Consider the following 23,129-nt stretch of genomic DNA (forward strand, 5'->3'; position numbering starts at 1 on the left):
CTCACAACTTATGCAGTCTGTTGACTCTCCTGCTCCGCCCGTTCAGCCTCTTCCGCTTCCTGGGCAAGGAGTTGTTTCTCATAGACCTTAAAGAACGGGAAGTAGATAATCGCCGACACACAGGCCAGCACGATCACCAGAATCGCCGCGCGGAAATCCCAGCCCAGCGCCCAGGCCCCGCCAATCGGCGCAGGTGCCGTCCACGGTACTACCGAGATAACGCGACCAATCAGATCCAGTTTCATCGCCGCCCAGGCCAGCACCGCGTTCACCATCGGCGCCAGCAGGAACGGAATAAAGAATACCGGGTTCATAACGATAGGCGTGCCGAAGATAACCGGTTCATTAATGTTAAACAGACTTGGCACCACGCTCAGACGGCCAATGGAACGCAAATGCGCTGAGCGGCTGCGCAGGTAACAAAACACCAGCCCCATGGTGGCACCAGAACCGCCGACGACGATAAAGAACGTCCAGAACGCCTCCATAAAGATATGCGGTAAAGGCGCGCCCTGAGCCAATGCCTGCTGGTTCATTCCGAGGTTGGTCAGCCAGAACATCTGCAGCATCCCGGACACAATCGCCGCACCATGGATCCCGGCAAACCACAACAGATGGCCGATAAGCACCGCCAGCAGGATCGCCGGCAGGGAATCGGCAGCCGAAACCAGTGGTTTGAAAATAGCCATAATGGCCTGCGGGATCAGCATGTCAAAATGGTGTTGAATAAACAGGCTCAGTGGATACAGCGTCAGTACGACCACCAGCACCGGGATCAACAGATCAAAGGAGTTTTTGATCATCGGTGGCACCTGATCCGGCAGCCGGATACCGATGTTATGCGCCTTAAGAAAACGCATCAGCTCCACACAATAGATCGCCACCAGAATGGCGGTAAAGATCCCCGTACCGCCGAGGCTATCCACTGGCAGCGTGCCCTGCGTTTTCGGCGCGGCGACCAACAAAAAGGCCATGATCGACAACATCGCGCACATGAAAGGATCAAGCTGATGGGATTTCTCGTAGTGTTTACCGAGGTTATAGGAGATTGCCGCGCAGATGTAGATCGACATGATCCCCATCGTCATATCAAAGGGGGTCAGAATACGTCCTTCAAACTCTTTTGCCAGATCCAGCCAGGCGCGGGCAAAACCCCAGGTGGTGTCCGGTGAGAAAGGGGGATAAGCAAACACCAGCAGGAACGATCCGACGATCATAAACGGCATCGCTGAGATAAAACCGTCACGGATAGCCATGACGTGGCGCTGCGATGAGATCCGCCCTGCGATGGGGCTTATGTAATTTTCTACAAAGCGAAATATCAAATTAAACGCAGCATGGTTAGCAGACATAGTAGCCCTCCTGACAGGCTATTGATACTGGCCCAACAACGATTACCCTGCCGTTACGATGACCGCTTTTTGAGTCAGCAGGCCGCTGGTCGTATAGGTAACCGGCTATACTGCTCATGATCCAACGATTCATACACGGCTCTTATGTTATAAATAAAGGGAGAAGTGACGGTTTCAGTATTCATCGCAATACGCCCAACCGCAACCGGTTACAGTAACCGGTTACGGTGAATGTGAAGGAGATCGACAAAATAGAAAGAATCTGGATTGTCGGCATCGATATTTACACTCCGCCAGGCTTGTGACAGATTTAAACAGGCTTTAATCAGGAGAATCCAATGAGTCTGCAGTCTGTACGGCAGTTTTTTGCCGAACACGCCCCCGATATCGAAATTATCGAGTTAAATCAGAGTACCGCAACCGTTGAGCTGGCTGCTGCCGCGCATAACGTTGAGCCGGGACAAATCGCCAAAACGCTGTCACTGAAGATCAAGGATAAGATTGTATTGATCGTCGCCAGGGGCGATGCGCGACTGGATAATAAAAAACTGAAAGAGACCTTTGGTGCGAAAGCGCGCATGTTGAGCAGCGATGAGGTGGTGACCTGGACCGGTCATCCGGTCGGCGGGGTGTGCCCATTTGGCCTGGAGAACCCACTGTCCGTCTATTGCGATGTTTCTCTTAGACGCTATCAGGAAGTGCTACCCGCGGCTGGAGCCATTCACAGCGCCGTTCGTATCGAACCAGAACGAATGGCGCAGCTCACTGATGCGACGTGGGTAGACGTCTGCCTATAGCCGTATTACGCCACCTGCTTAACAGCGCAGGCCGTGCCGCTAACGGGTAAATGCAGCAAGATATCCGCCGCGTTTAATAAACCAATGTCTGAGCGAACCCCGAGCTTGGTCATAGCATTAAACTTATGCGCGCGGATAGTTTTTATGTTCCGATTCAGCTGTATCGCAATTTCGGACAGCGAATATCCCCAGGACATATAGCGAAGAATGGCGTGCTCCGTTGGGCTCAACGGGTCGTTGCACGCCTCTCTGTCGCAAAACTGTTCACGGCCGGTGATAGGGTGATTATCCAGCAACTGTAACAAACGCTCCTGTAACCCGCGTCGTGGCGCGCATTTATTCAATATACCGTGCAGGCAGGCTGGCATGAGGTGGCCAATCAGGTGCATTTCACTTTCGCTATTTGCCAGAATAATCGTTTGCACCTCCGGTCGACGTCGCGCCATTTCATGAAGAAAAAGCAAACTCTCTGCTCTTGATGAACGGCTTCCGGACAGTGAAAAAATAATAGCTGACCAGGGAAATGATTTTTCCACTTCCCTGAGCTGACTGACATTTTTGAAAAAATGAATATGATAGTGGCGATTATCTTCACGGCTAAAGATATAGCGCCATGCCATTTCCGTCATCACACATTTTTCCACTATGGCGACATGGCGGGTTGTACTATTTTTTTCCATTCCATTTGCTCCCCGTAAGCTGAATTGATATTCAGCTCTTGCATTCCCTGCGCGCTGTTGATCCAGGCGTACATTTCAGCATTGCTTCGCAGTGATAAACGACGCATTGCGCTATTTTTCTGCGCGCTGATAGTTTTATTACTCTTTTTCAACAGCGAGGCGATCTGGTTAATTCCCCATCCCTTTGCCAGCAGACGCAAAACCTTGCGCTCTGAAAGGGTTAACATCGCCGCAGAGTGGTAGGTTGCGAAATCATTGTCCTCATCCACGGTAAAGAGTGTTCGGCTAATTTGCTCAGCAGCACGACTACCGGCACAAATCACCTCTATCAGCCGATTGATGGGCTCGCTCTCGGAGACCAACGAACTTTCAGGGCGAATTAATAGCTCAACGGCTAAGGGATAGAGACTGTCGCTAACCATAAAAACCCAGTGAATGTCTCGATACTGGGTCATTAGAGAGTAATAGCGCTCGCAAACGGCCCGGGGGTGCGCTATCTCGCCAGAGATATCGGCCACAACCAGAACCGCCCGCCGCAGCTGCAAAAGAGTGAGCTCATCATGGGAACGGCAAAAGCTGAGTTCGTAATCAGGAAGATTTTCGTTAAAAATAACCTTCAAACCTGACTGCATGACGGGAATTTTACTAATAATAACACCAAACTTACCTTGCCCTGGTAACATAACACCTCCGCTTCCTGTCAAAGTTTCTTCGCATGCCGGCAAACAATCGGCGCGTAGCCTCATCGCCATATCATTCTCAGAATGAATATAAAAATTATATTCATGGCCTGCGTACACGGTATACGTTACGACCGAACCGTGGTCATACCGTGTAAATATTATTCCTGTGTATACTTGCGATTAATATTAGCACAGATACCTCTGCGCTAATAAATTAGAAAAGATAAAACCATTATTTAGAAAAAATAATTCCAGGCACAAAAGTTATTAAGCGTTGTCTTTAATTGTTTCTCTAAATGCTTTTGGAGACATACCGCTGTAGCGCCGGAAAAAACGAGAGAAGTAGGCTGCATCGCTAAAACCTAAATAATCAGAGAGTTGCGTTACCGTCATTCGGGTATACTGCAGATTACGCCGCGCTTCAAGCATCAAACGTTGATGCAATACTCCGAGCGCGCTACAGCCATGAAACTCACGGCATAAATAATTCAGGTGCGTCACTGACAGCCCAATCAGTTTCGCGTACTCCGCCAGCGGAAGATGCTGCCGGTAGTGACTCTCAATCAGTCGGGAAAAGTGGCGCATCATGCTGCGCTTTCGCTCAGCTTTATCTTCCGCGGGCGGCGTAGGGCGACACTGCCGGTTCAGCCAGACCAACAATGTCCCCAGCAGCGAATAAAGCATCATCTCCCGGGCATCGTGTTCTTCGCAATACTCCTCGCGAAGCGCCGAAAATAGCGTATGCAGACGCCCCCGGGATCGTCCCACCGGCACACACTGCGGTACGCTAAGTACATCCAGCGGTCGTCCAAACTGATTTTCGAACCGGCTCAGCAGCGGCAACGCCAGAGAAAGTACATATCCTTGCGTTCCCGGTGAAAAATGAAATCCATGAATACACAGCGCAGGAACCACCTGAATGCAGGATTCCGTCACCACCGCGGTGCTACCTTCAATTTCTATCTCCGCCCGGCCCTGATGCAGATAGAGAAGCTGGACCATTTCCGCATGCTGGTGGACACGGATGTGCCACTCATACAGGCTGCTGCGCTGCAAAATCGACTCGCAGTGCAGCAGATCCGGTGTCGGCCAACCGCGTTCTTCGCCATATAGCTTAAATACGGGAACAGCTTGCATGGGCGGCATAGTCACTCCTCTTTCGTCAGGTGACGCGTTCTATGGACAAACCCACGTAGTTTTCCGCGATGGTGGTCAGTCCGGCGCGTGAGCCAAGATAGTAGCGACGGTCCGCCGCCAGCATTTTGGCATCAAACGCGTTCTGGTCCGGGAAATCGTGCAGCAGGCGGGTCATAAACCAGCTAAAGCGTTCCCCTTTCCAGACCCGATCCAGCGCCAGTCGCGAGTAGCTCGCCAGCAGATCGCTCCGGCCACGATGATAGTACTCGCGCAGGATCTGCCACAGGTAGTTAACATCCGATGCCGCCAGGTTTAACCCTTTAGCTCCGGTTGGCGGCACGATATGCGCGGCATCCCCCACCAGGAACAATCGTCCATACTGCATCGGCTCCACCACGAAGCTACGCAGAGGGGCAATGCTTTTCTCAAGTGAGTGACCAGTCACTAACTTTGATGCCAGGTCGTCCGGTAACCTGCGTTTCAGCTCCAGCCAGAAGCGTTCGTCCGACCATGCTTCCACCTTATCGCTCAGCGGAACCTGCAGATAGTAGCGGCTGCGGGTTAGTGAGCGCTGACTACATAATACAAACCCCCGTTGATGATGCGCATAGATCAGCTCGGGATTGACCGGTGGCGTATCCGCCAGCAGTCCTAACCAGCCAAACGGCCAAATGCTTTCGTAGGTTTTGAGGATGTCGCGGGGAATACTTTGCCGCGACACGCCGTGGAACCCGTCGCAACCGGCGATGAAATCGCACTCCAGGCGGCAGGTTTCTCCTTCGCTGAGGTAGGTGATCGTCGGCCGGTCGCTTTTGGCGTCATGAATAACCACCTCGCTCACGCCGTAGACGATCGGTGCGCCGCTGGCGGCCCGGGCCGCCATGAGATCGCGGGTCACTTCGGTCTGACCGTAAACCATCACACTTTTGCCGCCGGTCAGCTCGCTCAGGGCGACAGGCACCCGCTGGCCATCAAACAGAAACTCCACCCCATGATGCACCAGGCCTTCAGCGTCCATTCGCTGTGCCACACCCGCTTCGCGTAGCAGATCGACGGTGCCGCTTTCCAGAATTCCGGCGCGAATACGCCCCAGCACATACTGCGGTGTCTGGCGTTCAAGGATCACGGTATGGATCCCGGCGTTATGCAGCAACTGCCCCAGCAGTAGCCCGGAAGGGCCAGCGCCAATAATCGCGACCTGTGTTTTCATAGGGTTGTCTCACTTTTGCAGGGTTAATTATTTGTATGTTTTTTGTTTAATAAAAGTACTTTCCTGCATTTTTGATAAGTCAGACGGGAAAAAGAAGGGATGAATGGCGATAAAAATTGCACTTTTCACCAAACTGATAAAAGTGTGGAACGCTTCAAATTATGCCCCCCCGGTCGGCGAGACATTTTTGCACATTATTTGATCCCACCCCCCTCAGCCACCATGATGCTTCAGGTTAAAGTATCAGCAGAGACCAGGCGTCGCGTACAGCAGAGGAATTATGCAGGTTGATCGGGCACAGCAGCGGGCAATCACACGTTTATGTATCCAGTGTGGTCTTTTTTTATTACAACATGGCGCCGAGAGCGCGCTGGTGGAAGAGCTTTCTACCCGCCTCGGACGGGCGCTGGGAATGGACAGCGTGGAAAGCGCCATCTCCTCGAATGCCATCGTGCTGACCACCATTAAAGATGGCGAATGCCTCACCTCAACGCGTAAAAATGTCGACCGCGGCATCAATATGCATGTGGTGACGGAAGTGCAGCATATTGTGATCCTCGCCGAGCATAAACTGCTGGACTATCGCGACGTTGAGAAACGCTTTGCGCAGATCGTTCCCCTGCGCTATCCGCGCTGGTTGCTGGTCCTGATGGTGGGGTTCTCCTGCGCCTGTTTCTGCAAACTGAATAACGGCGGCTGGGACGGGGCGCTGGTCAGCTTTTGCGCCAGTACCGTCGCCATGTACATTCGCCAGGTGCTGACCCACCGGTCCATGCATCCGCAGATCAACTTCTGCATTACCGCGTTTGTCGCCACCACCATCTCCGGGCTGCTGTTGCGCCTGCCGGCCTTTGCCAGCACCCCAACCATTGCCATGGCTGCCAGCGTCCTGCTGCTGGTTCCAGGGTTTCCTTTAATCAACGCCGTCGCCGATATGTTTAAAGGACATATTAATACGGGGCTTGCCCGCTGGGCGATCGCCAGCTTGTTAACCCTCGCCACCTGCATTGGCGTGGTGATGGCGATGACGGTATGGGGGCTGCGCGGATGGGCATAATCTCGTTTATCTTCGCGCTGGCGGAAGATATGGTGCTGGCAGCCATTCCGGCCGTCGGTTTTGCGATGGTCTTTAATGTCCCGCAGCGCGCCCTGCGCTGGTGTGCGCTGCTGGGGGCGATTGGTCACGGCTCGCGTATGGTCATGATGAGCGCGGGCTTTAATATTGAGTGGGCCACCTTTCTCGCTGCCCTGCTGGTGGGCAGCATCGGCATCCAGTGGTCGCGCTGGTATCTGGCGCATCCAAAGATTTTTACCGTCGCCGCCGTGATCCCGATGTTTCCCGGCATCTCGGCCTATACCGCGATGATCTCCGCGGTAAAGATCAGCCATTTTGGCTATTCGGAAGAGATGATGATTTTGCTGCTGAGCAATTTTTTAAAGGCGTCTTCTATCGTGGGCGCCCTCTCCATTGGCCTGTCGATACCCGGTCTGTGGCTGTATCGTAAGCGTCCTCGCGTCTAATCCTGGCGTCGCGGTAAAATCGCGACGCTCCTTCCGCGATGGGCTCTGTGCTACTATGTGCAGATCACCCCACTCTTTGCAGTTCAGAGTTGAGATAGAGTTATGTCTTCGCGAATTTTAACCTCCCATTTTAGCGGCCTGGAAGAGTTCCTCCAGCAGCACGCGGCGCTGCTGGCGAAATCGACTGACGGCACCGTCGCCGTTTTTGCCAATAATGCGCCGGCGTTCTATGCGCTGACGCCGGCCCGGCTGGCGCAGTTGCTCGAACTGGAAGCCAGGCTGTCGCGCCCCGGCAGCGACATCGCGCTTGACCCGCAGTTTTTCGAGGAGCCCGCCGCGGCGCCGGTTGCGGTGCCGATGGGCAAATTTGCTATGTACGCCGACTGGCAGCCGGACGCCGACTTTCAGCGCCTGGCCGCGCTGTGGGGCATTGCCCTGAGCCAGCCGGTCACCCCGGAAGAGCTGGCCGCCTTCGTCGCTTACTGGCAGGCGGAAGGTAAAGTGTTTCACCACGTGCAGTGGCAGCAGAAACTGGCTCGCAGCGTGCAAATCAGCCGCGCCAGCAATGGCGGACAGCCGAAGCGCGATGTGAACAGCGTCAGCGAACCGGACAGCCAGATTCCGCGAGGTTTCCGAGGATGAGCATGAAAAACGTTGGCGACTTAATGAAACGCCTGCAGAAAATGATGCCGGCTCATATCGAGCCGGCGTTTAAAACCGGCGAAGAGCTGCTGGCCTGGCAAAAAGAGCAAGGCCGGCTGCGTTCTGAAGCGCTGGAGCGGGAAAATCGTGCGATGAAAATGCAGCGTACCTTTAACCGCTCGGGGATCCGCCCGCTGCATCAGAACTGCTCTTTTGATAACTATCGTGTCGAGTGCGAGGGGCAGATGAATGCCCTTGCCCGGGCGCGTCAGTATGTGGAAGAGTTCGACGGCAATATCGCCAGCTTTATCTTCTCCGGCAAACCGGGTACCGGCAAAAACCACCTGGCGGCAGCCATCTGCAACGAGCTGCTGCTGCGCGGGAAATCCGTCTTAATCATCACCGTAGCCGATATTATGTCGGCGATGAAAGATACTTTCGGCAACCGGGAAACGAGCGAAGAGCAGTTGTTGAGCGACCTCAGCAAAGTCGACCTGCTGGTGATTGATGAAATTGGTATGCAGACGGAATCTCGTTATGAGAAGGTCATTATTAATCAGATAGTTGACCGCCGCTCCTCGTCGAAACGGCCTACCGGGATGCTGACCAACAGCAATATGGAAGAGATGAACAAACTGCTTGGTGAGCGGGTAATGGATCGTATGCGCCTCGGCAACAGCCTGTGGGTGATCTTCAACTGGAAAAGTTACCGCCACCGCGTCACCGGCAAAGAGTATTAAGAGATTTCCGCACGGCGACGGCGTTATACTAAAGGAATTCTTCAGTCACGCTTATGAGTTCGTCTATTATGAAATCGTTAAAACATGGCTTTATTGCCGCGCTTGTCGCCGGGGCCTTTACCGTCGCCGGCGCCCACGCCGCCTCCTGGCAGGATTCTCTTAACAGTGCCGCCAGCCAGCTCAGCGGTAGTAGCACCCAGAACAGCGGCGGCATGTCCGTCTCCTCGCTAACCAGCCTGCTTAACGGCAACAGCCAGTCTCTGACCGCCAGCAGCATGAATAACGCCGCCGGGATCATGTCTTATTGCGCGAAACAGAAGCTCGCCTCGGTGACCAGCGCCGATAATGTCAAAAATCAGGTACTGGATAAACTGGGTCTCAGTACACCGGAAAAACAAAAACAGGACACCAACTATCTGGATGGTCTGCAGGGTCTGCTTAACAGCAAAAACGGCCAGCAGCTGGACCTGAATACCCTCGGCAACAGCTCGCTGGCGAAACAGGTAAAAACCAAAGCCTGCGATCTGGTCCTGAAACAGGGCGTTAACTTCCTCTCCTGATACGTACGGCTAATGCCGCGTTTGTCGCCTTCGCGACGGCAGCGCGGTCTGAAACGTTTTTTTTACCCATTTACCCTCCCCGCTTCCCCGTCAAAGCCGATGCGATGCCGATCAAAAAAGGCAACTTCTAAACCAATTCTGAATAACTGCACAGTTTCATGACGCTAGAATTGCAGCAAGATGGCGCTGCAATTACAGTGTGGCGTGAAAAGTAATCTGTTCTGCCAGCCAACAACTGGCGCTAATGAGGATGAGCTGTGTCAGAGTTGTTATCCATCGCCTTATTTTTAGCATCGGTGGTGCTTTATGCCTGGAAAGCGGGACGTAACACCTGGTGGTTTGCCGCCACGCTCACGGTGTTAGGCCTGTTCGTGGTGCTGAATATCACCCTCTACGCCAGCGACTACTTTACCGGCGACGGCATCAACGACGCGGTACTCTACACCCTGACCAACAGCCTGACCGGCGCCGGGATCGGTAAATACATTCTGCCGGGTGTCGGCGTGGCCGTTGCGTTGGTTGCCGTTTTTGGCGCCCTCGGCTGGATCCTGCGCCGCCGCCGCCATCTTCCTCATCACGTTGGTTACAGCCTGGCGGCTCTGCTGCTGGCGCTGGCTTCCGTCGATGCCAGCCCGGCGTTCCATCAGATCAGCGAGCTGGTGAAATCTCAGTCGCGTGAGGGCGACCCGGACTTTGCCGCCTATTATAAAGAGCCGTCAAAGCGTATCGACAATCCGCAGCTGAATCTGGTGTATATCTACGGCGAAAGCCTGGAGCGCACCTATTTTGATAACGATGCCTTCCCTAACCTCACCCCTGAACTGGGTAAAATAAAAGATCAGGGGCTCGATTTCAGCAATACCATGCAGCTGCCGGGGACCGATTACACCATCGCCGGCATGGTCGCCTCGCAGTGCGGTATTCCGCTCTTCGCGCCGTTTGAAGGCAACGCCTCGGCCTCGGTTTCCAGCTTCTTTCCGCAGAATATCTGCCTGGGCGATATTCTGAAGAACTCCGGCTACGAAAACTATTTTGTGCAAGGGGCCAACCTGCGCTTTGCTGGCAAAGACGTGTTTCTTAAATCCCACGGATTCGATCATCTGTACGGGGCGGAAGAGCTAAAAACCACGGTGGCGGATCCGACCTACCGCAACGACTGGGGTTTCTATGACGACACCGTGCTCGACGAGACGTGGAAAAAATTCGAAGAGCTGTCGCGCTCCGGGAAACGCTTCTCGCTGTTCGCCCTGACGGTGGATACCCACCACCCCGATGGCTTTATCTCGCGCACCTGCGAGCGTAAACGCTATGACGTGGACGGTAAGAAAAACCTCTCTTTCAGCGCCGTTAGCTGTAGCCAGGAACATATCGCCGCGCTGATCGAGAAGATTAAAGCCTCACCCTATTTTAAAAACACGGTCATCGTGGTTTCTTCCGATCACCTGGCCATGAAGAACAGCGCCTGGGATTACCTCAACAAGCACGATCGCAGCAATCTGTTTTTTGTCCTGCGCGGCGATCAACCGCAGCAGGAGACCCTGGCGGTGAAACGCAACACCATGGATAACGGTGCGACAGTGCTGGATATTCTCGGTGGCGATAACTTTATTGGTCTCGGGCGCAGCAGCCTCTCCGGCCAGTCGCTCTCCGGTATTTTCATGAACATGAAAGAGAAAATCCTCGCCTGGAAACCGGACGTGATCCGCCTGTGGAATTTCCCGAAAGAGATGAAAACTTTCACTGTCGACTCGCAGAAGAACATGATTGCCTTTTCCGGCAGCCATTTCCGTCTGCCACTGCTGCTGCGGGTGTCGGATCAGCGCGTGGAGCCGCTGCCGGAAAGCGAATACTCCGCGCCGCTGCGCTTCCAGCTGGCCGATTTCGCGCCGCGGGATAACTTCGTGTGGGTCGATCGCTGCTATAAAATGGGGCAACTGTGGGCGCCTGAGCTGGCGCTCTCCACCGACTGGTGCGTCTCGCAAGGGCAGCTGGGTGGTGAACAGAAGGTCCAGCACGTCGATAAGCCACAGTGGCAAGGAAAAACTGCCTTCAGAGACACCCTTATCGATATGGAGCGCTATAAAGGCAATGTCGATACACTGAAGATCGTCGACAACGATATTCGCTACAAGGCCGACAGCTTCGTGTTTAACGTCGCTGGCGCCCCGGAAGAGGTTAAACAGTTCAGCGGCATTTCGCGCCCCGAGTCCTGGGGTCGGTGGTCCAATGCCCAGTTGGGTAGCGACGTAAAGATTGAATACAAAGAACCGCTGCCGGAGAAATTTGATCTGGTGATCACCGCCAAAGCCTATGGCCCCAATGCCAACAAGCCGATCCCGGTACGGGTTGGTCAAAGCGAGCAAGTGCTTACGCTGGCCAATGATGTCACCACCACGACGCTGCATTTCGACAACCCGACGCGCAGCAATACGCTGACGATCACGCCGCCGGATCCGCAGTCCACCAACGAGGGCAATATCCTCGGTCACTCCCCGCGTCAGCTGGGGATCGGCATGGTGGAGATCAAAGTGGTGAAAAGCGAAGGCTAAAACAATTCTGCCCGGCGGATTTTCGCGCCGGGCAAGGCTTGCCGTGGCAGGACGTTAACCATACAGCGGCTTTAGTTCATCAGCCGAAAGCCCGGTGATCTTCTGTACCATCTCTTTGTCGAGGCCATTCTGTAACATACTGTCGGCAATGCGCAGCGCCTCGCGCCGGCTGCCTTCCTGCAAGCCCTCCAGGTGCCCTTCTTCCCGGCCTTCTTCCCGGCCTTCTTGCCGACCTTCCTGCTTAAGCTTTTGCGCGATAGACATCAATGTCTCCTCATACTGTGGCAGACGACGGGCCAGCCGGCGGAGAAACACGCCCGGTTCGGCCGTATTACCGTACTGCAGCATATAGTGAAACAGCATTCTCAACTGCCGGCGGTTAGTGTATCCCAGCATCACAACCGCCGCCAACGACTCCGTTATGCCACTGAGATCGCGCTGGCGAATATGCTTTTGCATCAGTTCCAGCAGGGCGACCCGCCGATGCTGCACGATTTCATCGTCCGGCATCACCGTAACGTCGATTAACGGAAACTGACAGCCATACAGCCTCTTCGCCATTTGCGGGTCGGCAAATTCATCCAGCCAGTTCAGAGAGAAAGGATAGGGACTGGTCACACCGTGATAAAAAAGCATCGGCACCACCAGCGGCAGCGTTTTGTGCCCGGCATCAAGGTGGCGCTGTATCGCGGCAATCGCATAACGCATCAGGCGAAAGGCCATATGGCTATCCGGCGAGCTCTGATGCTCTACCACCGGTTTTTATCCGGTGGGTTTTGACGATCATTTTCTGGAAAGCGCCTCGGAGAATAGCGTGGCGGCCATCCCGACTGGCCGCCATCAACAGCCCCGTTACAGCCGCGCCAGGGCCTCCCGCATCCCCGCACTCAAAATCATTTCCAGATAGCGCGTGACCTGGTCGGCGAGGCCGGGAATGGCCGTCAGATCCTCACCCCAGTGCGCGGCGTCCTGCAGGACGTCCGCGACCAGTTCATGCAGTGGGCTGCCGTTCGCCACCTGAGCCCATCCTTCGGCAAAGCGGGTTAACCAAGCGTCATCATCCTGTAGCGGATACGCCTGTCCGTCACGCTGGCCGCGATAGAAGGCGATAAGCGCTGCCAGGGCAAACGTTAGCCGCGGCGGGATCGCGCCGTGCTGGCGGATAGTCGTCAGCAGCTGCGGCAGGATGCGGGTGCGGAACTTGGTCATGCCATTCAGGGCGATGGAGAGCAATTGATGGCGAATATAGGGATTTAGAAAGCGCCCGGTGACAGCGTCAGCAAATTGACGTAGCTCCCCGGCCGGTAAATCGAGTGCCGGGATAATCTCTTCATCAATCGTCTGCTGGACATAATGGCGAATGGCTTCGTCCTGCATCGCTTCGCCAACCGTATCCACCCCACACAGCCATGCTACCGGCACCAGCGCGGTATGCGCACCGTTAAGAATAGCGACTTTGCGCGCTTTATAGGGCCGGATATCCTCTACGATACGGATATTGCACGGGTAGCGATCCAGCCGCAGCGTTTCCGCCAACGCCTGCGGCCCCTGGATAACGAACAGCCAGAAGTATTCGGCAGTATCCAGGAAAGCATCATGGTAGCCCAGCTCCGCCTCCAGCTTTTCGGCCTCTTCACGGGGATAACCGGTCACAATGCGGTCAACCAGCGTAGAACAAAAGGTATTGGCCGTTTCCACCCAGTCGCTGAATGCCGCAGGCAATTGCCATTCTTTTGCATAGCGCAGCACCAACGCCTTCAGTGCCTCACCGTTATAGTCAATCAGTTCGCAAGGGATTATCGTCCAGCCCTTATCCGCTGCGCCGTTGAAATGGCGGAACCGCTCAAGCAGTAGTTGGGCCAGCTTCGCCGGGAAGCTGACCGGCGGCATATCGTCAGGCCGGTCCCCGGCATGATAGCTGATGCCCGCTTCGGTGGTGTTTGAAAACACGAATGCAATGTTCGGGTCGCGGGCCAGCGCGAGGTAACCTGTAAAATCCTGCCAGGGATTGATCTCATTATTTACGGAGCGGATAATCCGCGCCTCGCTCACCGCCTCGCCGCGTTCATTCAACCCGCGGATCACCGTGGTGTACAGCCCGTCCTGGGTATTCAACGACGGCGGAAACGCAGTGTTGATCGGGCGAACAATGGTTACGCCCGTCGCCAGATCGGTTTGCTCATTCAGCAGATCCAGCTGCCAGTCAATAAATGCCCGCAGGAAGTTACCCTCGCCGAACTGAATCGCACGGGTCGGATACTGAGGTCCTGGAAAGTTTTGTCTGTTTAACGTTTTCATGATCTTCCCTGCTAAAAATGAATGACGCCTTTGATCAGCTGACGATTGTTAATCACGTCGTTTTCGTAAATTTCCGCCAGCGATTTGAAGTCGTAACGGTGGGTCAGCATCATCCTGGCGGTCACTTTCCCTTCGGCCATCAGCCGGCCGACTTTGGCAAAATCCTCTTCCGTGGCATTACGACTGCCCATCATCGTCGTCTCTTTCTTATGAAATTCCGGGTCAGAGAACTGCAGTTCCCCCTTAAACAGACCAACAAAAATGATACTGCCGCCGTGACGGATTAAATTAACGGTGTTGTTCATCGCCTGCTGATTTCCCGTCGCGTCAATCACTTTCTGCGCCAGAGAACCGCCAAACGTTGCCGACAGCTGCCCGGTAAACAGCGGATCGGAGGGATCGAGGGTGGTCAGGCCGAGATGTTGTGCCACATGATCGCGCCGCGCCGGGCTGGTGTCCGCCACCACCACCTGCGCGCCGTCAGCCTTCGCGATCGCCGCCGCCCCGAGCCCAATCGGCCCTGCGCCGACCACCAGCACCTGATCTCCCGGCTGGATCGCTGCGCGACGCACCGCGTGGGCGCTAATGGCGAACGGCTCAATCAACGCCACGGCTTCAGGGTCGACGTCATCCACCACCAGCAGATTGTTTACCGGAACGCAGAGGTATTCGCTAAACCCGCCGTCGCGATGCACGCCGATCACGGAAATGTTCTCACAGCAGTTTGTTCGTCCGCTCAGACAGGCCGGGCACTGGCGGCAGGCGACGTAGGGAATCACAGCGACCTGTTGGCCGCTTTTCAAATTAAGAATATTTTTGCCCAGCCCAATTATCTCACCGCATATTTCATGACCAAGAACGCGCGGATAATTAAAAAAAGGCTGATTGCCGCCCCATGCATGAATATCTGTCCCGCAAATCCCTACTGCTTTTATTTTAATAAGGACCTCATCATCCGCGGGAATGGGGATCTGGCGTTTTTCCCAGTGAAATTTTTTAGGTTCCTGACACACTAAAGTATTCATCGACGTCATCATTATTTCCTCCGTATTTGTTGGCTTAGATATCGATGAAAAACAGAAACGGAGTGAAAGTCATTACGAAATCTGTGAAACGTCGCGCACAAAACTGTTTTAAATCCGGCTTTAATGGATAAAAAAGGAAAACGTTATGAGTCGCTCACAAAACCTACGCCACAATGTCATCAACCAGGTCATCAACGATATGGCGCGCGGCTTTATCCCCTCGCCGCTCCCCTCGCAAAGCGCCCTGGCGGAGATGTATAACATCAGCCGCACCACGGTGCGCCATATCCTTTGTCACTTATGCGAGCGCGGCGTCCTGCGCCAGGTCAATCACGACTACCAGATCCGTCGCCAGCCGGAAGTTCAGGACGGCTTCGATGGTTCCAGTGCCTCGCTGGCCGAACAGAACCGTCTTTTTGAACAAGCGTTTTTCACCATGATTAACCAGCGTCAGCTACGCGCCGGGGAACGGTTCTCCGAACTGCAACTGGCGCGTGCTGCGGGCGTCAGCCCGGTCGTGGTCAGGGAATTTTTACTAAAATTCAGCCGCTACAACCTGATTGAAAGCGAAAAGCGCGGCCAGTGGAACATGAAGAAGTTTGAGCAATCCTGGGCCGAGCAGCTGTTCGAACTGCGGGAAATGCTGGAAACCCACGCACTGCAACACTTTCTTAATCTACCGGACAGCGACGCCCGCTGGCTGCAGGCCAAAACCCTGCTTGAGCGCCACCGCACCCTGCGGGACAGCATCGGCGACAGCTTTCGTATGTTTTCCCAGCTCGATCGTGATTTTCACACGCTGCTGCTTTCCGCCGCTGATAATATATTTTTTAATCAATCACTTGAGATTATCTCCGTGATCTTCCACTTCCACTATCAGTGGGATGAAAGCGACCTGAAACAGCGTAATATCATCGCCATTGATGAACATATGACTATCCTGAGCGCACTTATCTGTCGCAGCGATCTCGATGCCAACCTGGCGCTACGTAACCACCTGAACTCGGCGAAGCAATCCATGATTAACTCGATCAAGCAAAGTGAATCGCTGGCGCATTAAGTACCGATTAAAAACAGAAAATGATTAGCAACAGCACAAATCTAAAAACGTAATCCAGCGCCCTCAAAAAGGTTATTTATGCTGAAAACAAGTCGACTTAGTTAACTGTGAAATATGTGGGTGGTGTTTAAACCATTCGTTGTCACTTGGCGTTCAAACATAATAATCAGGAGTCAGGCGTGGAACCACAAAATATAACCATAGACCCGCAGACCGACTTTAAAAAGGGGAAAGCGGAGACTATTTCAGCCCCCTTAGAAAATACGCTACAACGTAGCTCTCGTATTAAAAAAATTCAAACAACGGCAATGATCCTGTTATTTCTGGCGGCGGTGATTAATTACCTCGACCGAAGTTCATTGTCCGTCGCGAACTTAACGATTCGCCAGGAATTAGGGCTCACCGCTACTGAAATCGGGGCGCTATTATCGGTTTTCTCTCTGGCCTATGGCATTGCGCAACTGCCCTGCGGGCCGCTGCTGGACCGCAAAGGTCCGCGCATCATGCTGGGGCTGGGCATGTTTTTCTGGTCGCTATTTCAGGCCGTCTCCGGGATGGTTCACAGCTTTACCCAGTTCGTCCTGGTGCGCATCGGCATGGGGATCGGCGAGGCGCCAATGAACCCCTGCGGCGTCAAGGTGATCAACGACTGGTTTAATATTAAAGAGCGCGGTCGCCCAATGGGCTTCTTCAACGCCGCCTCGACGATCGGTGTCGCGGTCAGCCCACCGATCCTTGCCGCAATGATGCTGATGATGGGCTGGCGCTGGATGTTCATCACCATTGGCGTACTGGGGATCTTCATCGCGATCGGCTGGTATATGCTCTATCGCAATCGCGAGCATATTAATCTGACCGCAGAGGAACAGGAGTACCTTAACGCCGGAAGCGTCAACGTTCGCCGCGACCCACTGAGCTTTGCTGAATGGCGCAGCCTGTTTAAAAACAAAACGATGTGGGGAATGATGCTCGGCTTTAGCGGCATCAACTATACCGCGTGGCTGTATCTGGCCTGGCTGCCGGGCTATCTGCAGACGGCGTATAATCTCGATCTGAAAAGTACCGGTTTTATGGCCGCCATTCCTTTCCTGTTTGGTGCCGCCGGTATGCTGATCAATGGCTACGTCACCGACTGGCTGGTCAAAGGCGGCATGGCGCCGATCAAAAGCCGCAAGATCTGCATCATTGCCGGGATGTTCTGCTCTGCAGCGTTTACGCTGATTGTGCCGCATGCCACCACCTCAATCGCGGCGGTGCTGTTAATCGGTATGGCGTTGTTCTGCATTCACTTTGCCGGAACGTCCTGCTGGGGATTGATCCACGTCGCCGTGGCGTCAAGAATGACGGCTTCCGTCGGCAGTATTCAGAATTTTGCCAGCTTTATCTGCGCTTCATTCGCACCGGTGGTAACCGGATTTATTGTCGATACCACCCATTCCTTCCAGCTGGCACTGGTTATATGCGGCTGTGTGACCGCTCTCGGCGCGCTGGCCTACATTTTCCTGGTTCGCCAGCCGATTAGTGACCCGCGTAACGACTAAATCTTAACGCCCTGCCAACCGCAGGGCATTCATCGTTGCGCTCATCTCATACTGTTGTAGTGTCAAGGCGGCATAGCCGGCCGCGGCAAACAGCGGCGTAAAAGTTTCCGGGACCGTCACCGAGGTACCCACACCCGGGAACTGCTGCGCCAGCGCCATCAGCAGCTCACGTGCCAGCCCCTGACGGCGGGCGGCGGGCTCTACCCACAAAAACTGCAGTACAGGCCGCGAGCCCACCGTCGTTAGAACCGCGAAGGCGCACTGTTCCAGCGTCACGACCTGACATGGCAGGGTGGCGAAGGTGAGCGGATCCAGCAGCCAGGGGAGTTGACTGTTACTCTCGTCAATGGCGCGCCGTAGCAGGGCCAGGGGGGGATAAAGCTGTAACACCTTCGATGTCGCAGCCAGAGGCGCTGTGCTCAGGTAGCCGCAGAGCCCATAGCGCCGCGTAAAGCCCAGCGCCTGATATAGCGCGACGGCCGCATGGTTATCGCGGATCACCTCCAGGGATACCGTCTCGATCCCCTGCTGTTGCAGGCGCATTAGCAGCTCTTGCATCAGTTTCCGGCCCAGGCCTTTGCCGCGCCAGGCCGGGCGCAGGGCAAAGGCCGCCAGGCGGGCAGCACTCCCCCGGCGGGCGACGATCGCGATCGCCGCCGGTTCATCTCCGGCCAGCCAGACGCGGGAATCGATCAGGCTCATTCCTTCGGCGCTAAAACGCTGTACAAATCCCGCCACCGACTGAGTAACAGGCACCAGATAGGCTTCAAAACAGGCGTTGAGAATATCCGTTAACTGCACGCTGCTGAACTGCGTGGCGGGAACGGCGGTCAGCTCCATACTTTTTCTCCCGAAGGCTGCTATGCTGAGGTGATGAAAACTAACACTATAACTGCCGGTGCCGTATTACGCCTGACTCAGGAGAGCGATATCGCCCTTCTGCCCGCCATTGAGCGTTCTGCCGCCCAGGCATTTCGCCAAATCCCCTCTCTCGCCTGGCTGGCGGACAGCGAGGTGATTAGCGTTGCGCGCCATCATGATTATCTGGAAACGGAGCATAGCCTGCTGGCGGTAGCCGCCGGACAGCCGGTTGGCTTTATTCTGACCGAACCGCTGGACGATGCGTTATTTATTGTCGAAGTTGCCGTCCACCAGGACTGGCAGCATCAGGGCATCGGCCGGATGCTGCTGGAGCAGGTTATCGAGGGCGCACAGCAGATGCGCTACCCGGCGGTAACCCTCACCACCTTCCGCGACGTGCCGTGGAACGCGCCATTTTATACCCGTCTGGGATTCGCCATGCTCGATGAGCTGACCCTGCCCGTCGGGCTGACGGCAAAAAGGGAACAGGAGACCCGGCACGGCCTGCCGCCCGAGTCGCGCTGCGCCATGCGCCTGACGTTGTAGGCTCCAGCACTGATTTCAGCGGCGCAATATGGTACAAAGTACCATTCATAACTTACCCGTTGTTACCCATATGTCCTGGTCAATCGATATTATTTCCTGCATTACCGATCGCTTTGTGGAACTCACGGCGACCGAAAAACGCATCGCGCAGTTTATTCTCGATGATGTCGCGGCGGCGGCGGAGCTGCCCATCGCCGAGATAGCGCGTCTGACGCAAACCAGCCAGGCTTCGGTCACCCGTTTTGCCCGGGCGCTCGGCTGTAAAGACGTCCGCGAACTGAAGATGAAGCTTGCGCAATCTCTTGCGGTCGGCCAGCGGTTTATCCTTGATGTTCCGGATCTCGAAGGCGTACAGGGGATCTATGAGTCAATCATCAGCGTACTGGAGACCAACCGGCGGGCGCTGGATATCGAGGCGCTGAACCGCGCGGTGAGCTGGCTGAGCGACGCGCGGCAAATCCTCGCCCTTGGGATGGGCGGCGGTTCGACCATCTGCGCTCAGGAAATTCAGTATCGCCTGTTTCGCCTCGGCCTGCCGGTAGTCAGCCAGAGCGATGGTCTGCTGGTACGCATGATGAGCTCGGCAGTGACGCCGCAGGATGTGGTAATTGTGCTGTCTCTGGGCGGCTATACCCGGGAAATCATTGAGAGCGCGGCGATTGCCAGCCAGTATGGCGCGAAGGTTATTGCGATTACCCCCGCCGGAACGCCGCTGGCTCAGCAGGCGGATCTGGTGCTACCGCTGCTGGTGCGGGAAAACGACTATATCTTTAAGCCCAGCACTTCCCGTTACGCGATGCTGGCGATGGTCGATGTGCTGGCCACCGAACTGGCGATGGCCAACAAAAGCCAGGCAAAAGGCAAATTACGCCGTATTAAGCTGGCGCTCGATAGCCACCGCGGCGGCGTCGATCGGCAGCCGCTGGGGGATTAACTTTTACTGGCGGAGATAAACCTCTCCGCCTGCTCGCGGGTACGTTCCCCGGCCTGTCCGGCACGATAAAGATCGCTGCCCAGACCGGCTCCGGCGCACCCTGCCTGTATCCAGGTCGCCAGATTTTCCGGCGTCACGCCGCCGACCGCCAGCACTGGCACCTCCGGCGGCAACACCGCTTTCAGCGCGCGGATATAGTCCGGGCCGAATGCCGATGACGGAAAGATTTTCAGCCATTGCGCCCCGGCATCCAGCGCGCTAAACGCCTCGGAGGCCGTCGCGCAGCCGGCGCACACCAGCATCCCCTTATCTACCGCGCGGCGGATCACCGCTGGGGCCGTATTGGGCGTCACGATAAGCTTCGCCCCGGCTTCAGCCAGAAAATCAACCTGTTCAACCTTCAGCACCGTCCCCGCGCCAATCACCGCCCGCTCGCCAAACTGGCGCACCATCGCTGGAATACTCTGCTGCCAGTCCGGCGAATTAAGCGGAATTTCAATATAGCGAAAACCCGCATCGATTAGCGCGGCGATATGCTCCGCCGCCTCATCGGGCTGAATACCGCGTAAAATCGCCACCAGTTTAACCTTGTCCATCAATCATCCTCGCCATACCCGAAAGAAACGCCGCCTCGCCGGAACAACAGGAAACGGCCAATCCGCGCGCCGCCATCGCCTGCTGATAACGGGCGCTGAGCGAGTGCTCACCAAACAGCACCACGCGGCTGGCGCGGTAGCGTTCGCTAAAGGTCGCCACCTCCGCGCCAATCAACAGCCCGGAGAGGTAATCGCTCACCGAAGTCGCCGCCAGCGCCCCTAACACCCGCGCGGCGCGGGCGCTGAATAACCCGTCCAGTATCGCCGGCTGAGTTAGCCCTTTTTCCATACCGAGGGCGAAAGCGGCGTCATCAGGTTGTTGTGCCGGCAGTTGCTGGCCGAGCAGCGAATGGTTAAGCAGCAGGTGATGCAGTTCGCCAGTCATCGCCGTGGCGAACTGGCGCACCACGCCGTTCTGCACCTGCACCCATTTGCAGTGGGTGCCGGGCATCACGTAACACTCCGCCGGCATCAGCTGCCAGGCGCCCAGCAGCTGCGTTTCTTCACCGCGCATCACATCGTACTCTGCGGCCTGCGCTACTTTCAGCCCCGGCACGATCCACACGTTTTCCGCCACCTCATGTAACTGACCGTTGAGCGCCTCCAGCGCCAGCGGGCAGGCCAGATAAGGCACCGGTTGCCAGCCGGCATCGCTGCCGATCATGCCCGCCATCACCACCGGCAGCGCGGGGTCGCCGCGCCACGGCGCCAGCTGCTGCTGAAATACCGCTTCGGCGCGCTGCCCGTTCAGGCGCGTGACGCCGCAGGGCAGCTTCAGCTTGTCGATGCATTCGCCATCACGCATCCGCCATGCCCGCAGCTGCGTAGAGCCCCAATCGACGGCAATATACTCGTTCATGATGGCCCCTTACCCGCGTGAGGTATGACGTTTGCCAATCGGCAGCGGCGGCGGCGTTGGGCGGCTTTCACGCTCGCGGGTAATCATCTCCAGCGCCTGCTCGCGGCTCATGCTGCTGGCCGGGGTCAGTAACGTCACCACCACCGAAGCCACCAGGCTCGTCAGTACCGCCGGAATACACGGGTTGCCCCAGAACGCCAGCCAGTCGCTATCCACCAGCACCGCAACCGATGCCCCGGCGCCGCCGGCCAGCGCGGCGACCGCGCCCTGCCAGTTAAAGCGTGTCCAGAAGCGGCCAAGCATGGTGCAGATAAACATGCCGGACATAATCATCGAGATCATTTTGGTGATGTAGCTGATGATGTCGTTGGAGGTCAGGGCGAACAGCAGCGCCAGCGCAATCACCAGAACCAGGAAGATCCGCGACAGGCGAATGGCTTTCTCCGGCGCGGGCATATGGCCGGTCACCAGGGTGTAGAGGTCGCGCAGCATAATGGATACCGCGGCGATGGCATCAGAGCTGCCGGAAGACATATTGGCCGACATCCCGGCAATCAGGATCGCCATCGCCAGCACCGGCGGCAGCACCTGGGTGGCAAACAAGAAGGCGAAGCCGCTGTTCTCCAACTGCGGGTTCATGGTCCATACCGCCATACCGATGATCGCCGGCAGGAAGGAGAAGCCCAGATACAGCAGGCCGGTAATCGTGAAGGACTGACGTACCGAGGAGACGGTCTTCGCCGAGTAAATACGCTGGCGATAAGAAGGCGTCGCCAGCACGCCGACGCCGATCACCATCGCCAATGATAGCGCCGGCAACACGCCTAATTTATCGACCGCGAACAGGCTTTGCGCCGCCGGATCGACGGCCTGCTGAATATGGCTCCAGCCGCCAACGTGATGAACCGCCAGCACCGCCATTAAAATAAAGCCGACGAACAGCACGATCGATTGAATGGTATCGATCCACACTACCGCGGAATAGCCGCCGATACCGACATAAACCACAAACGCCAGCGCGATAATAATTTTCGCGACATTAATATCAATGCCGCTGGCCCACGCCAGATATAATCCGCCACCTAATATATGCGCCCCCAGCCAGCCGATAGAGGCAATAAAAATAAGTATCGCAACGAGGTTTTTAATAATTTTACTGCCGCCGGTGTAATACGACATTTCTTCACTCATGGTCATGAAGCGAAGTTTACGTACCGGTGCGAATAACCATGCCACCAGCAGGATCCCCACCGCGCCGCCGAGGCCGTAAAGCATCCCGGCCCAGCCGTTGCTGTAGCCAAAGCCGACGGCGCCGACGCTGGAGCCGGTCCCCACCATGGTGCCGACCGTCGAACCGAGAGTGAGGATCATCGGCAGCGAACGGCCGCCAAGTAAAAAGTCTTCGCCGGTTTTCTGTTTGCGCGAAACATACCAGCCTAAGGTAATCATCGCGCAGGCATAAACGGAAAACCAAATCATAAATGACATATTATTCATGGCTCACATCCAGACGTAATAAATAATATTCGTGCCGCTGA

Annotated in this window: 22 protein-coding genes and 1 pseudogene; 11 read left to right on the top strand and 12 right to left on the bottom strand. The window is 55.7% G+C overall.

Translation table 11 applies throughout. The features are described from left to right. Positions 1–8: 8 nt before the first annotated feature. On the bottom strand, positions 9–1,352 hold the full coding sequence (locus B8P98_RS24020; protein ID WP_025714035.1) for a PTS sugar transporter subunit IIC: 1,344 nt from the start codon (positions 1,350–1,352) through the stop codon (positions 9–11). A gap of 338 nt (positions 1,353–1,690) precedes the next feature. Between B8P98_RS24020 and B8P98_RS24025 the strand changes: the two genes are divergently transcribed. Then, a complete protein-coding gene (locus B8P98_RS24025; RefSeq protein ID WP_025714034.1) occupies positions 1,691–2,149 on the top strand; it encodes a YbaK/EbsC family protein in 459 nt (152 codons plus the stop codon). Positions 2,150–2,154: 5 nt separating this feature from the next. On the opposite strand, the gene bglJ is transcribed toward B8P98_RS24025, so the two are convergent. From bglJ to pobA, 4 genes are all read right to left on the bottom strand, one after another. Then, positions 2,155–2,829, bottom strand: a complete 675-nt coding sequence (gene bglJ, locus B8P98_RS24030) for a DNA-binding transcriptional activator BglJ (protein ID WP_025714033.1) — start codon at positions 2,827–2,829, stop codon at positions 2,155–2,157. Then, positions 2,793–3,512 carry a helix-turn-helix transcriptional regulator gene (locus tag B8P98_RS24035; protein WP_025714032.1) on the bottom strand — a complete coding sequence of 240 codons (720 nt, stop codon included), beginning with the start codon at positions 3,510–3,512 and terminating at the stop codon, positions 2,793–2,795. The genes bglJ and B8P98_RS24035 overlap by 37 nt, the downstream gene beginning before the upstream one ends. Positions 3,513–3,779: 267 nt before the next feature. Then, positions 3,780–4,658: a helix-turn-helix domain-containing protein gene (locus B8P98_RS24040; protein WP_095033479.1), complete on the bottom strand. Its 879-nt coding sequence runs from the start codon at positions 4,656–4,658 to the stop codon at positions 3,780–3,782. Between the two features lie 16 nt (positions 4,659–4,674). Beyond that, complete coding sequence (pobA, locus tag B8P98_RS24045; RefSeq protein WP_095033480.1) at positions 4,675–5,859, bottom strand: 4-hydroxybenzoate 3-monooxygenase; 1,185 nt, start codon at positions 5,857–5,859, stop codon at positions 4,675–4,677. A gap of 280 nt (positions 5,860–6,139) precedes the next feature. On the opposite strand from pobA, the gene B8P98_RS24050 reads away from it, so the two are divergent. From B8P98_RS24050 to opgB, 6 genes are all read left to right on the top strand, one after another. Then, positions 6,140–6,916 (top strand): threonine/serine exporter family protein, encoded by a 777-nt coding sequence (locus B8P98_RS24050; RefSeq protein ID WP_025714029.1) that lies wholly within the window; start codon positions 6,140–6,142, stop codon positions 6,914–6,916. Beyond that, the gene (locus B8P98_RS24055) at positions 6,907–7,380 is read left to right on the top strand and encodes a threonine/serine exporter (protein ID WP_025714028.1); all 474 of its coding nucleotides are present in this window, start codon (positions 6,907–6,909) and stop codon (positions 7,378–7,380) included. The genes B8P98_RS24050 and B8P98_RS24055 overlap by 10 nt, the downstream gene beginning before the upstream one ends. 102 nt (positions 7,381–7,482) lie before the next feature. Beyond that, positions 7,483–8,022 (top strand): primosomal protein DnaT, encoded by a 540-nt coding sequence (dnaT, locus tag B8P98_RS24060; protein ID WP_025714027.1) that lies wholly within the window; start codon positions 7,483–7,485, stop codon positions 8,020–8,022. A 2-nt stretch (positions 8,023–8,024) separates the two neighbouring features. Beyond that, a complete protein-coding gene (gene dnaC, locus B8P98_RS24065) occupies positions 8,025–8,762 on the top strand; it encodes a DNA replication protein DnaC (RefSeq protein WP_095033481.1) in 738 nt (245 codons plus the stop codon). Positions 8,763–8,830: 68 nt separating this feature from the next. Beyond that, positions 8,831–9,322, top strand: a complete 492-nt coding sequence (locus tag B8P98_RS24070; protein WP_025714026.1) for a DUF2501 domain-containing protein — start codon at positions 8,831–8,833, stop codon at positions 9,320–9,322. Positions 9,323–9,579: 257 nt separating this feature from the next. Further along, positions 9,580–11,871, top strand: coding sequence for a phosphatidylglycerol--membrane-oligosaccharide glycerophosphotransferase (gene opgB / locus B8P98_RS24075; RefSeq protein WP_095033482.1), 2,292 nt, complete (start codon positions 9,580–9,582; stop codon positions 11,869–11,871). Between the two features lie 54 nt (positions 11,872–11,925). Here the strand turns inward: opgB and B8P98_RS24080 are convergent. The 3 genes and pseudogenes from B8P98_RS24080 to B8P98_RS24090 form a co-directional block, all read right to left on the bottom strand. Continuing rightward, positions 11,926–12,627 (bottom strand): annotated as a pseudogene (locus B8P98_RS24080) (Rpn family recombination-promoting nuclease/putative transposase); the annotation flags it as partial. A gap of 96 nt (positions 12,628–12,723) precedes the next feature. Continuing rightward, complete coding sequence (locus B8P98_RS24085; protein ID WP_095033483.1) at positions 12,724–14,169, bottom strand: tagaturonate reductase; 1,446 nt, start codon at positions 14,167–14,169, stop codon at positions 12,724–12,726. Between the two features lie 11 nt (positions 14,170–14,180). Further along, a complete protein-coding gene (locus tag B8P98_RS24090; protein ID WP_095033664.1) occupies positions 14,181–15,203 on the bottom strand; it encodes a zinc-binding alcohol dehydrogenase family protein in 1,023 nt (340 codons plus the stop codon). 136 nt (positions 15,204–15,339) lie between these two features. Here B8P98_RS24090 and B8P98_RS24095 point away from each other — a divergent pair, with 136 nt between their 5' ends. Continuing rightward, positions 15,340–16,254, top strand: a complete 915-nt coding sequence (locus B8P98_RS24095) for a GntR family transcriptional regulator (RefSeq protein WP_080897764.1) — start codon at positions 15,340–15,342, stop codon at positions 16,252–16,254. A 179-nt stretch (positions 16,255–16,433) separates the two neighbouring features. Then, a complete protein-coding gene (locus B8P98_RS24100) occupies positions 16,434–17,795 on the top strand; it encodes an MFS transporter (RefSeq protein ID WP_095033484.1) in 1,362 nt (453 codons plus the stop codon). A gap of 3 nt (positions 17,796–17,798) precedes the next feature. On the opposite strand, the gene B8P98_RS24105 is transcribed toward B8P98_RS24100, so the two are convergent. Further along, complete coding sequence (locus tag B8P98_RS24105) at positions 17,799–18,635, bottom strand: GNAT family N-acetyltransferase (RefSeq protein WP_095033485.1); 837 nt, start codon at positions 18,633–18,635, stop codon at positions 17,799–17,801. A gap of 33 nt (positions 18,636–18,668) precedes the next feature. Here B8P98_RS24105 and B8P98_RS24110 point away from each other — a divergent pair, with 33 nt between their 5' ends. Together B8P98_RS24110 and B8P98_RS24115 are read left to right on the top strand one after the other, a co-directional pair. After that, on the top strand, positions 18,669–19,202 hold the full coding sequence (locus B8P98_RS24110) for a GNAT family N-acetyltransferase (RefSeq protein WP_095033486.1): 534 nt from the start codon (positions 18,669–18,671) through the stop codon (positions 19,200–19,202). A 70-nt stretch (positions 19,203–19,272) separates the two neighbouring features. Next, positions 19,273–20,136: a MurR/RpiR family transcriptional regulator gene (locus B8P98_RS24115; RefSeq protein ID WP_095033665.1), complete on the top strand. Its 864-nt coding sequence runs from the start codon at positions 19,273–19,275 to the stop codon at positions 20,134–20,136. Here B8P98_RS24115 and B8P98_RS24120 read toward each other — a convergent pair. Genes B8P98_RS24120 through B8P98_RS24130 form a run of 3 tightly spaced genes read right to left on the bottom strand, consistent with a single transcriptional unit; the run spans position 20,133 to position 23,088 of the window. Further along, the gene (locus tag B8P98_RS24120; protein ID WP_025714506.1) at positions 20,133–20,732 is read right to left on the bottom strand and encodes a 2-dehydro-3-deoxy-6-phosphogalactonate aldolase; all 600 of its coding nucleotides are present in this window, start codon (positions 20,730–20,732) and stop codon (positions 20,133–20,135) included. The two genes, B8P98_RS24115 and B8P98_RS24120, sit on opposite strands and share 4 nt — an antisense overlap. Next, on the bottom strand, positions 20,719–21,591 hold the full coding sequence (locus tag B8P98_RS24125) for a 2-dehydro-3-deoxygalactonokinase (RefSeq protein ID WP_095033487.1): 873 nt from the start codon (positions 21,589–21,591) through the stop codon (positions 20,719–20,721). Before B8P98_RS24125 ends, B8P98_RS24120 begins: the two co-directional genes overlap by 14 nt. 9 nt (positions 21,592–21,600) lie before the next feature. Continuing rightward, positions 21,601–23,088, bottom strand: coding sequence for a sodium:solute symporter family protein (locus tag B8P98_RS24130; protein WP_020079685.1), 1,488 nt, complete (start codon positions 23,086–23,088; stop codon positions 21,601–21,603). Positions 23,089–23,129: the final 41 nt, after the last annotated feature.

Origin of the sequence: Klebsiella quasivariicola (assembly GCF_002269255.1) — a bacterium.
GTDB classification, from domain to species: Bacteria; Pseudomonadota; Gammaproteobacteria; order Enterobacterales; family Enterobacteriaceae; genus Klebsiella; species Klebsiella quasivariicola.